This is a genomic window from Bradyrhizobium sp. BRP20 (assembly GCF_020194215.1).
Lineage (GTDB): Bacteria > Pseudomonadota > Alphaproteobacteria > Rhizobiales > Xanthobacteraceae > Bradyrhizobium > Bradyrhizobium yuanmingense.
The window spans coordinates 39,076-52,482 of record NZ_JADYVY010000005.1 but is presented as its reverse complement, the minus strand read 5'-3'; the positions used below and the strand labels follow the sequence as shown (position 1 = coordinate 52,482).

13 protein-coding genes and 1 pseudogene are annotated in these 13,407 nt (G+C 65.4%); 6 read left to right on the top strand and 8 right to left on the bottom strand.

All coding sequences use genetic code 11. The features are described from left to right. Positions 1-115: 115 nt before the first annotated feature. From lon to I6F33_RS38625, 7 genes and pseudogenes are all read right to left on the bottom strand, one after another. Positions 116-2,494 carry an endopeptidase La gene (gene lon / locus I6F33_RS13900; protein WP_225142936.1) on the bottom strand — a complete coding sequence of 793 codons (2,379 nt, stop codon included), beginning with the start codon at positions 2,492-2,494 and terminating at the stop codon, positions 116-118. Between the two features lie 8 nt (positions 2,495-2,502). After that, complete coding sequence (locus tag I6F33_RS13895) at positions 2,503-2,886, bottom strand: Hsp20/alpha crystallin family protein (protein WP_024342525.1); 384 nt, start codon at positions 2,884-2,886, stop codon at positions 2,503-2,505. A 155-nt stretch (positions 2,887-3,041) separates the two neighbouring features. Next, positions 3,042-3,608, bottom strand: a complete 567-nt coding sequence (locus tag I6F33_RS13890) for a ferritin-like domain-containing protein (RefSeq protein ID WP_057026606.1) — start codon at positions 3,606-3,608, stop codon at positions 3,042-3,044. A 104-nt stretch (positions 3,609-3,712) separates the two neighbouring features. Continuing rightward, entirely contained in the window at positions 3,713-3,919 is a 207-nt protein-coding gene (locus tag I6F33_RS13885; protein ID WP_036007833.1) for a hypothetical protein, read from the bottom strand. An 86-nt stretch (positions 3,920-4,005) separates the two neighbouring features. Continuing rightward, positions 4,006-5,193, bottom strand: a complete 1,188-nt coding sequence (locus I6F33_RS13880; protein WP_050996100.1) for a carboxylate-amine ligase — start codon at positions 5,191-5,193, stop codon at positions 4,006-4,008. Between the two features lie 3 nt (positions 5,194-5,196). Continuing rightward, entirely contained in the window at positions 5,197-6,015 is an 819-nt protein-coding gene (locus I6F33_RS13875; RefSeq protein ID WP_050996103.1) for a gamma-glutamyl-gamma-aminobutyrate hydrolase family protein, read from the bottom strand. A 6-nt stretch (positions 6,016-6,021) separates the two neighbouring features. Beyond that, positions 6,022-6,222 (bottom strand): annotated as a pseudogene (locus tag I6F33_RS38625) (DUF3606 domain-containing protein); the annotation flags it as partial. Positions 6,223-6,484: 262 nt separating this feature from the next. On the opposite strand from I6F33_RS38625, the gene I6F33_RS13870 reads away from it, so the two are divergent. Continuing rightward, a complete protein-coding gene (locus I6F33_RS13870) occupies positions 6,485-7,138 on the top strand; it encodes an L-fuculose-phosphate aldolase (RefSeq protein WP_193374969.1) in 654 nt (217 codons plus the stop codon). A 13-nt stretch (positions 7,139-7,151) separates the two neighbouring features. Then, entirely contained in the window at positions 7,152-8,939 is a 1,788-nt protein-coding gene (locus I6F33_RS13865; protein ID WP_036007832.1) for a chloride channel protein, read from the top strand. Between the two features lie 6 nt (positions 8,940-8,945). Here I6F33_RS13865 and I6F33_RS13860 read toward each other — a convergent pair whose 3' ends face one another. Beyond that, positions 8,946-9,197, bottom strand: coding sequence for a DUF2798 domain-containing protein (locus I6F33_RS13860; RefSeq protein ID WP_225142935.1), 252 nt, complete (start codon positions 9,195-9,197; stop codon positions 8,946-8,948). Positions 9,198-9,486: 289 nt separating this feature from the next. Between I6F33_RS13860 and I6F33_RS13855 the strand changes: the two genes are divergently transcribed. The 4 genes from I6F33_RS13855 to uraD all read left to right on the top strand — a co-directional run bounded on the left by I6F33_RS13855 (position 9,487) and on the right by uraD (position 13,360). After that, the gene (locus tag I6F33_RS13855; protein WP_225133400.1) at positions 9,487-9,897 is read left to right on the top strand and encodes a hypothetical protein; all 411 of its coding nucleotides are present in this window, start codon (positions 9,487-9,489) and stop codon (positions 9,895-9,897) included. Positions 9,898-11,118: 1,221 nt separating this feature from the next. After that, a complete protein-coding gene (locus I6F33_RS13850) occupies positions 11,119-11,532 on the top strand; it encodes a DUF3830 family protein (RefSeq protein WP_225142934.1) in 414 nt (137 codons plus the stop codon). Next, positions 11,533-12,468, top strand: a complete 936-nt coding sequence (gene puuE / locus I6F33_RS13845; protein ID WP_225142669.1) for an allantoinase PuuE — start codon at positions 11,533-11,535, stop codon at positions 12,466-12,468. It abuts the gene before it with no gap. 4 nt (positions 12,469-12,472) lie between these two features. Further along, entirely contained in the window at positions 12,473-13,360 is an 888-nt protein-coding gene (uraD, locus tag I6F33_RS13840) for a 2-oxo-4-hydroxy-4-carboxy-5-ureidoimidazoline decarboxylase (protein ID WP_225142711.1), read from the top strand. The last annotated feature ends 47 nt before the right edge of the window (positions 13,361-13,407 follow it).

Below are 13,407 nucleotides of genomic sequence, written 5' to 3'. Positions count from 1 at the left end.
GGCTCGGGTCCTGCGAGCCCATCGCGAATCCGGTCGATCGCGCGATCGAGCAATTGGCGCAGCCGCTGCGTCTTCCGCGACCGCTTCGCTCTTTCCAGCAGTTTCTTCATCGCCTTCACTCCGCCGCTTCCTTGGCTTCAGCCGGCTCGAGCGCCGCGGCGATGGCTTCGTCGACGCTCTCCAGCCAGATGAACTCGAGGGTGTCCCGCGCGCTCTTCGGGATGTCGTCATAGTCCCGCTTGTTGCGCGCCGGCAGCATCACCCGCTTCAGGCCGGCAGCAGCCGCAGCCACCACCTTCTCCTTGATGCCGCCGACCGGCAGCACCAGGCCGCGCAGCGAGATCTCGCCGGTCATCGCGGTGTCACTCCTCACCGTGCGGTTGGTGAGCAGGGAGGTCAGCGCCGTGAACATCGCAACGCCCGCGCTCGGCCCGTCCTTCGGGGTTGCGCCCGCGGGGACGTGAACGTGGATGTCGCTCTTCTCGAACGCTTGCGGATCGATGCCGAGCTGAGCGGCCCGGCTCTTCACCAGCGTCAGCGCAGCCTGCACGCTCTCGCGCATGACGTCGCCGAGCTGGCCGGTCAGGATCAGCCCGCCCTTGCCGGGCACGCGCGTGGCTTCGATGAACAGGATGTCACCGCCGACCGGCGTCCAGGCAAGGCCGGTGGCAACGCCCGGAACGCTGGTGCGCAGTGCGATCTCGCCCTCGAAGCGCGGCTGGCCGAGCACGGTGGTGATGTCCTTTGCCGTCACCACGACCTTCGCGGCCGTGCCTTCGGCGACCTGCACCGCGGCATGGCGGAGCACCTTGCCGATCTCGCGCTCGAGGTTACGCACGCCGGCCTCGCGGGTGTAGCCCTTGACAATCAGCTTCAAGGCCTCCGGCTCGATCTCGGCCTGCTCGGCCGAGAGGCCGTTGGCCTCCAGCTGCCGCCGCACCAGATAGCGCCGCGCGATCTCCAGCTTCTCGTCCTCGGTGTAGCCGGCGAGGCTGATCAGCTCCATGCGGTCCAGCAGCGGACCCGGGATCTGGTCGAGCATGTTGGCGGTCGCGATGAACACGACGCGCGAGAGGTCGAAGGGCACGCCGAGGTAATTGTCCCGGAACGTCCCGTTCTGCTCGGGGTCGAGCACCTCCAGCATCGCGGCGGACGGATCGCCCTGCACGCCACGGCCCATCTTGTCGATCTCGTCCAGCATCATGACGCAATTCCGCGCGCCCGCCTTCTTGATGCCCTGGATGATGTTGCCGGGCAACGCGCCGATATAGGTGCGGCGGTGACCGCGGATCTCGGCCTCGTCATGCACGCCGCCGAGGCTGACGCGCACGAAAGGGCGATCCATCGCGCGCGCGATGGATTGGCCGAGCGAGGTCTTGCCGACGCCGGGCGGGCCGACGAAGCAAAGGATCGGCGCCTTGCCCTGGGGGGCGAGCTTGCGCACCGCCAGATATTCGATGATCCGGCTCTTGATCTTCTCCAGGCCGAAATGGTCGGCATCCAGGATGGCTCGCGCCTCCTTGATGTCGATCGGCTTCTCCGCGGGCAGCGCCCAGGGCAGCTCGATCAGCCAGTCCAGATAGGTGCGGACCATGCCGGCCTCGCCGGCGGCCTCCGGCATGCGCTCGTAGCGGCGCAGCTCCTTCTTGGCATGCGCTTCCGCCTCCGGCGGCATGTTGGCCTTGGCGATCGCAGCCGTCAGCTCGGCGACCTCGGCCTGCTTGCCGTCGCCTTCGCCCAGCTGGCGCTGGATCGTCGCCATCTGCTCGCGCAGGATCGCCTCGCGCTGCCGCTCGTCGAAGGAGGCCTTGGTCTGCTGGCCGATTTCGTTGCTGATGCGCAGCACCTCCAGCCGCTCGGCCAGGTGCTTCGACACCTTCTCGACGCGGAGCGCGAGGTCGATGGTCTCCAGCACCTCCTGCTTGTCCTGCGGCTTGATGTCCATGAACGAGGTCGCCAGATCCGCCAGCGCGCCGGGCGCGCTGGTGCCCTGGAACATCGCGGCGAGCTCGGGCGGCGCCTGCGGCAGCAGCTCGATCGCCTCGATGGCCTGGCGCTGCAGATTCAGCGCGCGGGCCTCGATCTCGGGTGAGGTCGTGGCCGGCTCGGGGATCTGCTGGAAGCGCGCGGCCGGGAACGGCGTCCCCGGCAGGAAGTCGAGGATGCGCGCGCGCTGCACGCCCTGGCAGACGATGTGATGGGTGCCGTCGGGCGCGGTGATGTAGCGCACGATGTTGGCAATGGTTGCGACCCTGTAGAGGTCGTCCGGCCCAGGGTCATTGGTCTCGGGGCTGCGCTGCAGGACGATGCCGATCGGCCGCTGCTCGCGCAGCGCCTGCTGCGCGGCGGCAATGGACTTCGCCCGGCCGATCGTGATCGGCGCGATCGCGCCGGGAAACAGCACCATCTCGCGCACGGGGACGATGATCAGCGCGTCGTCGGGGATCTTCACGTCGTTATTGCTTTGTTCGTTGTTCATCTGTTCGGTGGCCATGATCGACCTCAGGATTTCGCGAGGCGCAGTGCGACGCAGCCGTCCATCACGAAGCGGCTGATGGCGTAACGGCCGAGGGGCAATGCAATGCGGCGCTCAAAACGCCCTTGCGGCAGCTCGAGCCGATGGATGCGGGCGTTGCGAAGCTCCGGCGGGAGGGTGCGCTGACCCGAGATGACGAGCACGCCGTCATGGATGACGGTCTCGACATTGTCCGGATTGACGCCGGGAAGCGCGACCAGGATCAGGAGCTCACGCTCGGTCTCGAGCACGTCGATCGGCGGCTCCCAGCAGGCTTCCTGGCGGCCGAACTGCTGGCGCAGCCGATCGGCGCGGGTCAGCGAGTCCAGGGCTTCGGACAGCATCCAGTCGAGGGGATTTTTGGGTTGCATGATGCGGGCTCTGGGGTGGGAAAGCCTGCATATGGGGCCGGTTCCAAGGAAATCCAGTACGGTGGCGCGCACGTGCCATGCGCCCCCGTGCGATCAAGGCAAGCGAACGCCGCGGCATGCGGCCGCGACGTTCCGTTCATTGGCAGGGCGCGGGCTCAGGCCGCCGCGCGGTACTCTTGTTCCGCTTCGAGGTTGATCACGGAGGTGGCGAGCTCGGTCAGCGTCTGATCGGTCGCCTCTTCCTCGTCCAACGTCTCCTGGAGCAGCCTTGCGGCGTCCTGCATGCCGAGCTCTTCGGCCCAGGTGCGCAGCGTGCCGTAGCGGGAGATCTCGTAGTGCTCGACCGACTGCGCTGCCGCGAGCAGTCCGGCATCGAGCGCCGGCGCGCCCTTGAACTCCTTCATGATCTCGGCGCCCTCGTCGGCAATGCCGTTGATGGCCTCGCAGGGCTTGCCGCGTGCCGGCTTGCCCAGCATCTTGAAGATCTGGTCGAGCCGTTTGACCTGGCCCTGGGTCTCACGCAAATGCTTGTTGAAGGCGGCCGTAAGCTCCTTGGAATTCGCGGCCTTGGCCATCTTGGGCAGGGTCTTGATGATCTTGTTCTCGGCGAAATAGATGTCCTTCAGCGTCTCCAGAAACAGGTCGCTGAGCATCTTCGGCGCCTGACGCGGCCGGCGCGCCGCGGTCTTCTTGGTCGTGCGTTTCTTCGCTCGTTTAGCCATACGTCCTCCTCATGAGGTAACACGGGAAGGCCTCGCCCTCCTCAATCCTCAGGCGATCAAAGCCGCTCCATGAATGAAAGTTCCAAACTGCAACCGGCGAAGGCTCAGGTCGGGCGCTTGTAGGGATCTTCCTGGCGCTGCCGTGCCTCGGTGTTGCGATCGAGCTGCGCCCGCTCGCTGCGGCGCAAGTTGCCCGCCTTCATCACGCCGTAAACGAGCGCCCCGCCGAGCACGAACGCTCCGATGAACCAGAGCCAGAGCATCTGGGCCGAGGCGTGGCCCAGGAGCATGCTAATGCCGCTGTCGCTCATGATTGGTCTCCACGATTGTCCATTGCTATCACGCTGAGCTAAGTCGGCGGTCGAAACCTCGTTCCATGCGACCGCAGCCGGCGACGTCAGACCAGGTCGGTCAGCGGTTGCCGCACCGCTTGCGCTTTCGGCTCGCCGCCCCGGGCGGTGAAGTCTCCGGCTTCGGTCGAGGTCCGCAGCCATTTCGTCACGTCGCTGATTGCTTCCCGCGGCGAGTGGCCGAACTTGCGCAAGCCGCGAAAATATTCGAGCTGAAGGTGGGCCGACGTGCCGCGCTTGGGGATCGACTTCAGATGCTGGATGTCGTTTTCGATGCCGAGATGGTCGACGTGGGGTGCCACCATGGCGATCACCGAATCGAGCCAGCTTCTGAACGAGACCGGCTCGAACGAGACCAGGTCGATATAGGTGCCGTCGGTTCCGTAGCGCTGGGCGCGCCAGCGATTCTCCTCCACCAGCGCGCGGTGCACGGCCGAATAGGTGGCGTTCAGCTCGGGATGGTGGACGGCGTGGCGGACCAGCGCGCGGAACAGCGCCGCGATCGCCACCGAATCCGCGATCGCCGTGCAGCAATCGGTGATGCGCAGCTCGAGCGTCGGATGCTGCAGCGAGGGCCGCAACGCCCACCAGACATAGGTGGCGTTGGGGACGATGCCGGCATCGACCAAGGTCTTCACGTAGGTCTCGTATTCGGAAAGGTTCCGAAACATCTCGGGAAAGCCGGTCCGGGGCAGGGCATCGTTGGCGGCATTGCGGTAGCCCAGCAATCCTGTCGGGTAGCCGCACCAGAACGGTGAGGAGGTCGAGAGCGCCAGCAGCAGCGGCAGGAACGGCACCAGGCGGTGCATGATCTCGACGCGCAAATCGGGCTCGGGGACCTCGACATGGACGTGCAGTCCGCTGATCGGGTTGCCGAGGCCGACCATCCCGAGATCGCTGATGACCTTGCTGTAGCGACGCTTGCGCGTCATGCGCTGCTGCTGCGGCTGCGCCAGCGGGTGTGTGCCGGCCGCGATGATGCCGACGCCGTGGTCCTTGCCGACCTCGGTGAGCACCGCGCGATAATGCGCGAGCTCGGCCAGCGCATCGGTCGAAGACGTCAGCGGCGGCGTCGCCACCTCGATCTGCGATTGCAGGATCTCGGTGGTCAGCCGCTCGCCGAGCCGCTTTTGCGCCGCGGCCATGTAGGGCTTGGGCAGCTCGGATCGCGGCGCCGCGGACTGGCGGTTGACCAGAAAATATTCCTCCTCGATGCCGAAGCGGTAGCGGTGCATCGCCTACGCCGCCCCTTGTGCCTTGGCGTGGCGGCGAACCGCGTCTCCAAAAGCCGCCAGAATGCGCGCCGAGGCGTGGTCGGAGCTCGCCCAATAATCGGGATGGAAAAGCGTGCCGAGCGCAAAATCGCTGGCGCCCTCGACGCTGACGGCCTCGATCGAGCCGTCGTCAGCGACGGCCTCCGCGACGAGACCCGGTGCGAGATCGGCGATCAGGAAGCTGTGCAGCGAATTCACTAGAATCGAATCCGCGCCGCAGATCTGCTGCAGGACGCCGCCCTTGCGCAAGGCCACCTTCTGCCGCAGCCGATAGCGGGCATCCTCGTTGTCCGCGTCGGGCGTGCCATGGCGTTGCTCCTCGGGCAAATCGTCTGGCTCTTTCGCCAGCGTGCCGCCGAAAGCGACGTTCAGCTCCTGGAAGCCGCGACAGATGAACAGAGCGGGGATGCCCCGCGCCAGCGCCCGCGGGATCAGGCGCAGCGCGACCTCGTCGCGGAATTCGTCGAACGGGCCGTCACGCTTCTCGTCGACCGTTTGTCCATAGCGGGACGGATGGACGTTGGTCTGTCCGCCGCCGACCAAGAGGCCGTCGAGCCTGTCCAGATAGGCATCGATGTCAGCCTCCGGCGCCGCGGGCAGAATCCGCGGCACGGCGCCGGCGACGAGGCCGATCGCATTGACGCAGACCATCGAAACGGCGGCGAGCTGTTCGCCGCGCGCGACCATGGAATCGGAGAGAATGCCGATCTGCGGTGCGCCGCTGCGCCCCTGCCACTGCCCGCGCGAGGCGCTACGCCGCCACTGCTGAAGGCCGTACGCCACGGCATCCGCTGCGCTGCCGAATTGATGAATCGCTGCCTTGAGCTCTCTGACGTTTGTCCCTAATCGAAGTGCCCAACGGCTGCAGGCAACGGGATCGTGCGGATCAATTCTGGAACGGGGCTCGTGCAATTGCTTCGGCTGCTTCTGTTCGTGTATCGATGCACAGTGAAACGGCAATCGTCGGGAATGGTTGCTTTGCGATTGCACCGTTCGATCTCATTGCCTCCGCACCAGCCTTAACTTTTGTTATGGCTCTCGCGCGTCCTCGGCATGCTGCTCGCCGCCTATTCCGTGCAGTTCGTCATCAACGGGGTCGGTCCGGATCGGCCTGCCCCTGTAGCTGCGACAATCTGTTAACCTGTCGCTATCCCGTTCGGCCGGAGTGTCACGGGATCCGGGACGCTTTCGCTTGCACTGTCATGTTGCTTTGACGTAACTCGGTCCAACAAGCCCTCGACAGGAAATCGACATGTCGATGACAGCGGACGAGCTCGGCAAGAGACAGGCCATTATCGACGCCTGCCGGCGCATGAACGCGCTCGGCATCAACCAGGGCACATCGGGCAATATCAGCGTCCGGCATGTGGACGGCCTCCTGGTCACGCCGACCAGCGTGCCCTATGAGGCCATGCGTCCGGACCAGATCGTCTTCATGGCCATGGACGGCTCGCACGCGCCCGACCAGAAGCCGTCGAGCGAATGGCGCTTTCATCGCGACATCCTGAAGTCGCGGCCCGACGTCAACGCCGTCGTGCATGCCCATCCGACCTATTGCACCATCCTGGCGATCATGGGCATGGAGATCCCGCCCGTGCACTACATGATTGCGGCGGCGGGCGGCGACAGCATCCGCTGCGCCCCCTACGCGACGTTCGGAACGGCCGAGCTGTCCGAGCATGCGGTGCGGGCGCTGGAGGGACGGCTCGCCTGCCTGCTGGATCATCACGGCATGATCGCGATCGGCAAGACCCTGGACAAGGCGATGTGGCTGGCGGTCGAGGTCGAGACGCTGGCGCGGCAATATCACGGCTGTCTGCAGATCGGACAACCGCCGCTGCTCCCGAGCGAGGAGATCGAGCGGGTCCGTCAGCGCATGGCCGGCTACGGCCTGTCGGAAGGGTAGGGCGGGCCAGACGGTGTTAGTGCGGATCAAACATCTCGTCGATCGCAAGAAGACGAACCGCACCATGGTTCGGCTGCGCGCGCTGTTGCGCAGCAACGAGTTCTACCTGATCCCGCTGGCGCTCGTGATCGGCACGCTCGCGGGCGCGGTCGTGACGCTGATGGCCCACATCGCGCAGATCGCGCATGTCGTGATCTACGGCATTCCCATCGATGTCCACTTGTCGGCCCACGCGAGCGTCAGCCCATGGGCGGCACTGATCGCGCCTGCGCTCGGCGGGCTGGCGCTCGGAATCATGGAATGGTCGCGGCGGCGCATGAAGATATCGAACGCGGTCGATCCGATCGAGGCGAACGCGCTGCGGGGCGGCAATCTGTCGATGCGCGACAGCGTGGTGGTCGCAGGCCAGACTCTGATCTCGAATGGTTGCGGCGCCTCCGTCGGCCTCGAGGCGGGCTACACTCAGATCGGCTCTGGCATCGCCTCGCAGCTCGGCAAGTTCTTCAATCTCCGCCGCACCGATCTGCGCCTGATGGTCGGTTGCGGGGCCGCGGCAGCGATCGCGGCGGCGTTCGGCGCGCCGATCACCGGCGCCTTCTACGCCTGCGAGCTGATCGTCGGCGTCTATGCCGTGGGCAGCGCCGCGCCGATCCTCGCCGCCTCCCTCGCGGGGGCCTTGACTGCGCAATGGCTGGGCGGCGCCCCATACTCGCTGGAGATACCCAAGGTCAGCGCCGTCGGTGTCGAGCAATATCTGGCGCTGATCGGGCTCGCCCTCATCACCAGCGGCGTCGGCATCGCCGTGATGCGCTCCTCGCCGATGTTCGAGCGGCTGTTCGCCTGGATGCCGGTCTGGCTCCGTCCTGTGATCGGCGGCCTCATCGTCGGCGGCTTCGCCATCATCACGCCGCAGGTTCTCGCGGCCGGTCATGGCGCCATGGTGCTCGATCTCTTCCACGACATGACGATCGGCCTGATCGCGCTGATCATCGCCTTGAAGCTGACGGCCTGCCTGATCTCGCTCGCCTCGGGCTTTCGCGGCGGCCTGTTCTTCGCCTCGCTGTTCGTCGGCAGCCTGATCGGAAAGTTCTTTGCCGCGGTGCTGCTGCTCATTAGCCCGAACTTCGCGATCGATCCGCTGGTGGCGATGCTGACCGGCATGGCGACGCTCGGCGTCGCCATCGTCGGCGGCCCGCTCACGATGTCGTTCCTCGTGCTGGAGATGACACGTAACGTCGACGTCACCGCCGTGGTGCTGGCCGGCTGCATCGTGACCTCGATCTGCGTGCGCTTCATGTTCGGCCATTCCTTCTCAACCTGGCGCCTGCATCTGCGCGGCGAGACCATCCGCAGCGCCAACGACGTCGGCTGGCTGCGCAATCTTACGGTCGAGCGCCTGATGCGCTCGGACGTCGGCAAGGTGCCCTCGACCACGACGATCGCCGCCGCGCGCCGCGAGTTCGCGCTCGGCTCGCGGCCGGGAATCGTCATCGTCAACAATGCTGACGAATATATCGGCCTCGTCCTGCTGCCTGATTTGTTCTCCAGCGACCTCGACACCATCGCCGACGACATCCAAGTGATCGAGCTCGCCCGGCTGATCGATATCGTGCTGATCCCGGAAATGAACGTGAAGTCGGCGATGGCGGTGTTCGACGAGGCCGAGGCGGAGATGCTGGCGGTGGTCGATTCCACCGACAGCCGCAAGGTGGTCGGCTTCCTCACCGAGAGCTTCGCCCGCCGCCGCTATGTCGAGGAAATCGACAAGGCGACGAGAGGCGTGCTGGGGGCGCTGTCGTAGGCGCGGTTACCGGCGGGGTGGCGCTGCGACGAGCCAGGCCACGATGCGGCGGACCAGCGGCAGCACCACGAGCAGGGTCGGGAAGGCGACGAGCCAGGACAGTCCCCAGGCGCCCGGCCAGGCCGCCAGGAACGCCGGCGTTGCCCCCAGGCTCCGCAGCGTCGAAATGACCGATACCACCGCCGTCATGAGGATGGACAGCACCAATGGCGTCACGATCGGCGCATAGCGCGCCGGCAGTTTGCGGACCACAATCATCTGGTTTCTCTAGGAAAGGGCGCGTCGATCTCGGTGAACCTGGAAAATGGCATCGATCCCGACGGCGTCGGTTGATGCGTTGGTTCACGTAAACGCTTACGGCGACCGAAAACGGCGCGGCCGTTCATTAACCGCTCAGGTTGGCTGGTTCAAGCTGGGTCTGATCGTTCGGGATTTACAATCGTTCAAAGCGTGGCAGATCGCCGCGATCATGAAACCATTTCAGTGGTTTGCGGATTATAGATCGTTTGCTTATGTTTCTTTGGGCGAGAACAGAGGAAATTCGAACATGAGTATTGGACCCGTGATTTCCGCAGCCGGCCGCAACACGATCGTGGTCGCGCTCGCTGGCCTCGCCCTGATTGCGGCTTCCGCATCCCCGTCCGCAGCGGCTTCGGCCGGGACACCGGCCGCCAAGTCGGCTGTCAAGGCGGTCGTTGCCGGCCAGGCTGCCTCCGACGTCACCGATTTCAGCTCGCACCGGCGGCGTTACTATCGACGCGGGCCGAATGCCGCGGGTCTCGCCTTCATGGGCATGGCCGCAGGTCTGATCGGAGGCGCGATCGCCGAGAGCCGCCGCCGCGAATATTATGAAAACCGCTATTATTATGGCTATGGCCCGCGTTACTACGGCGGCCCTGGTTACTACGGCGGTTCCGGCTACTACTACGATCCGGGCTATCGTTACGCACCGTACTGAGCTCTCCAGGTCTCGACGAGCTCAATCTCGTCTCTCGTAGCCCGGATGGAGCGAAAGCGTAATCCGGGGCTGCGCGCTCGGCATCTTGCGCTGTCCCGGATTACGCTGGCGCTCCATCCAGGCTACGGACCGAGGTGTGTCGCGGCGCTATCAACCCGCTCGCGCGAAAATATTCCGCTTTACCGAAATTCGGAAATGACGTATGTGTCGCCCAACCCGGCTCAATCTCGAGGGGCGATCATGCGGTCGTCATGTCGCGAGCCGGGCTTGCGGTGGACGCGGCAGCGTCGTGTACGAGAGCTGAGGGCAGGGCGGATTGCTCTCCGTGAGCCCCGAGGCTTCGTACGGACGAGCGGCGCTGTCAGGTTCGTCGCGCCGGCATTTCGATGGCAACGTGCACAACGCCGTCGAACCCTGCGGCGCCAACGAACCGCGCGTACGGCAAAACCGTGTGGTCCTGGCCGTCGTTGCTACGGTCAAGCTCTGGCGAATGCGGCATTGGCGTCAACCGGCGCGGTGCCGGTGATTTTCGCGGGAGCGAGGGAGGCCAGAAGGAACTCGGCTCCCGGGAGAGCGCGGCATAAGCCGTCTGACCATCGCGCAGGGAAGGCCGTGTGTTGGGCTTCACCTGTATGCTGCTTTGCGGTTCTTCCTGCGTGTGCTCTAGCGCAGCGGACCGCGGGTGCCGCCGGCACCCGGCCTTCCCTGCGCCCTCTTGGCTAAGAGGGCGGCGAGACGAAGCAAAGCTCGGGCGAAGCAGCCGCGAGGCCGAGTACGCACGTCTGCGTCCACACATTCGGTGTCATCGCCCGGCTTGACCGGGCGATCCAGTACTCCGAGACGCCAGTGATTGAATCGAGAGGCCGCGGCGTACTGGATTCCCCGCTCCAGTGCGCGATTGCGTACAAGGCGGGGAATGACAGTGTTACTTGGAGAACGCACCATCGCCTCATCTTCGTCGTTCCGAACGCAGCACCACGCTCAGCTCTCGTGCCCCGGACGCAGCGCATCCGCGCCGGCGCCCTTTGCCCCGCAAAACCGTCGGTGGACTCACCTCCTGCAATCCGGTTCAATGGACGAGTTTTGAGGCGATCGAGCAGGCCGGGTGGCGTGCCCAACTCATGCGAGAGCCTCTCGCGCCCCTTGCGCGAAGCCCGACGGAGTGCTTTTTGCTGAAAGTTCCCCGTGGGGCGCGCATCGCCCCCGATCCAGAGAGATGAGATGAGCAAACTCGTTATCCGCGCCGGCGATTTCACCTTCGATGCCCGTTTCGAGGAGCAGGCGGCGCCCAAGACTGTCGCCGCCTTCCGCAAGGCGCTGCCGTTCGAAAGCCACATCATCCATGTGCGCTGGAGCGGCGAGGGCGTGTGGATGCCGCTCGGCGACCTCGACTTCGGCGTCGGCTACGAGAACCACACCAGCTATCCCGCGCCCGGCCAGATCATCCTCTATCCCGGCGGCATCAGCGAAACCGAGATCCTGCTGGCCTATGGCGGCGTGCACTTCGCGAGCAAGATGGGCCAGCTCGCCGGCAACCATTTCATCACGCTGACCTCGGGCCTGGAGAACCTCGCAATGCTGGGCAAGAGCGTGCTGTGGAAGGGCGCGCTGCCGATCCGCTTCGAGGAAGTCTGAGTGACCGAGCCCCGCTACCCGCGCGATCTCCGCGGCTACGGCCGCAACCCGCCGCATCCGCAATGGCCTGGTGACGCGCGGGTCGCGGTGCAGTTCGTCGTCAATTTCGAGGAGGGCGGCGAGAACAACATCCTGCACGGCGACCGCGCCTCGGAAGCCTTTCTGTCCGACGTGCTCGGCGCGCAGCCCTGGCCCGGCCAGCGCCACGCCAACATCGAATCCATGTTCGAATATGGCTCGCGCGCCGGCTTCTGGCGGCTGTGGCGGATGTTCAAGGAGCGGAGCTGGCCGACCACGGTGTTCGGCGTCGCCACCGCGCTCAAGCGCAATCCCGAGATTGTCGCTGCGATGAAGGAGGCGGGCTGGGATATCGCCAGCCACAGCCTGAAATGGATCGAGCACAAGGACATGACCGAGGCGCAGGAGCGCGCGGAGATCGCCGAGGCCATCCGCGTGCATACCGAGGCGACCGGCGCACGTCCGCTCGGCTGGTACACCGGGCGCTCCTCGATCAACACCAACCGTCTCTTGATGGAGGAGGGCGGCTTCCTCTATCTCTGCGACTCCTATGCCGACGATCTGCCCTATTGGGTCAAGGGCGCCAGCGGCAAGCAGCTCATCATTCCCTATACGCTCGATGCCAACGACATGCGGTTCATCAACCCGCAAGGGTTTGCCGAGGGCGAGCAGTTCTACACCTATCTGAAGGACGCCTTCGACGTGCTCTATGCGGAAGGCGAAACCGCGCCAAAAATGATGTCGGTCGGTCTGCATTGCCGCCTCGCGGGCCGGCCCGGCCGCGCAGCGGGCTTGATCCGCTTCCTCGACTATATCGGCAAGCACGAGCGCGTCTGGGTGCCGACGCGGCTTCAGATCGCGCAGCACTGGCACGAGAAGCACGCCCATCTTGCCGCCGACGCATTCGAGATCGGGTGAGATGATGTCGCAGATTTCACTCGCCGATCTCAACGCTGCAAGCACGGCCGACTTCGTCGCGGCGCTCGCCAACGTCGTCGAATATTCGCCGTGGATCGCCGAGCAGCTCGCGGCAAAGCGGCCGTTCGCCGGCATCAACGAGCTGCACGCCGCGCTGATGGCCGCGATCCAGAGTGCCGAGCCTGACGTGCAGCTGGCGCTGATCCGGGCGCATCCCGATCTCGCCAACAAGACGCAGCGCGCCGCGGGCCTCACCGCGGAATCGACCGACGAGCAGAACAGCGCCGGGCTCGACCGGCTGTCGGATGCCGAATATTCCGCGTTCGAGCGGGCCAACAACGCCTACCGCGACAAGTTCGGCTTCCCCTACATCGTCTGTGTGCGCCGTCACACCAAGGATTCCGTGCTGCTCGACTTCGAGGCGCGGCTGCTCAACATCGCCAAGACCGAGATAAGGCGTGCGATCGAGGAGATCGGCCGCATCTCGGCGCTGCGGCTCGACCAGCTGGTCGCCGCCGACGACAGGCTGAAGGTGCACGGCCGGCTCTCGACCCATGTGCTGGACAACCAGATCGGCAAGCCCGCACCTAGCATCCCGATCGAGCTCGTGGAGCTCGCGAGCCTTGGCGAGAATCGCGTCATCGCGCGCACGGTGACTAATGCCGACGGCCGCACCGACCAGCCGCTGATCGGCGGCCGTCCGCTGCCGATCGGCCGCTACGAGCTGCGCTTCAGCGTCGCCAAATATTACGCCGCGCGCAACGTGCCGCTGTCCGATCCGCCGTTTCTCGACGAGATCCCGCTGCGCTTTGCGATCAGCGAGCCGGAAAGCCATTACCACGTGCCGCTGCTGGTCACGCCCTGGAGTTACTCGACCTATCGCGGCAGCTAGAGCATGATCCGGAAAAGTGCGTAGCGGTTTTCCGACAAGATCATGCT

Coding starts and splice junctions, on each gene's coding strand:
- I6F33_RS13855 (WP_225133400.1), top strand. CDS start 9,487: ATGAGTATTGGACCCGTGATTTCCGCAGCCGGCCGCAACACGATCGTG.
- I6F33_RS13880 (WP_050996100.1), bottom strand. CDS start 5,193: ATGCACCGCTACCGCTTCGGCATCGAGGAGGAATATTTTCTGGTCAAC.
- I6F33_RS13885 (WP_036007833.1), bottom strand. CDS start 3,919: ATGAGCGACAGCGGCATTAGCATGCTCCTGGGCCACGCCTCGGCCCAG.
- lon (WP_225142936.1), bottom strand. CDS start 2,494: ATGGCCACCGAACAGATGAACAACGAACAAAGCAATAACGACGTGAAG.
- I6F33_RS13890 (WP_057026606.1), bottom strand. CDS start 3,608: ATGGCTAAACGAGCGAAGAAACGCACGACCAAGAAGACCGCGGCGCGC.
- I6F33_RS13860 (WP_225142935.1), bottom strand. CDS start 9,197: ATGATTGTGGTCCGCAAACTGCCGGCGCGCTATGCGCCGATCGTGACG.
- I6F33_RS13850 (WP_225142934.1), top strand. CDS start 11,119: ATGAGCAAACTCGTTATCCGCGCCGGCGATTTCACCTTCGATGCCCGT.
- I6F33_RS13895 (WP_024342525.1), bottom strand. CDS start 2,886: ATGCAACCCAAAAATCCCCTCGACTGGATGCTGTCCGAAGCCCTGGAC.
- uraD (WP_225142711.1), top strand. CDS start 12,473: ATGTCGCAGATTTCACTCGCCGATCTCAACGCTGCAAGCACGGCCGAC.
- I6F33_RS13870 (WP_193374969.1), top strand. CDS start 6,485: ATGTCGATGACAGCGGACGAGCTCGGCAAGAGACAGGCCATTATCGAC.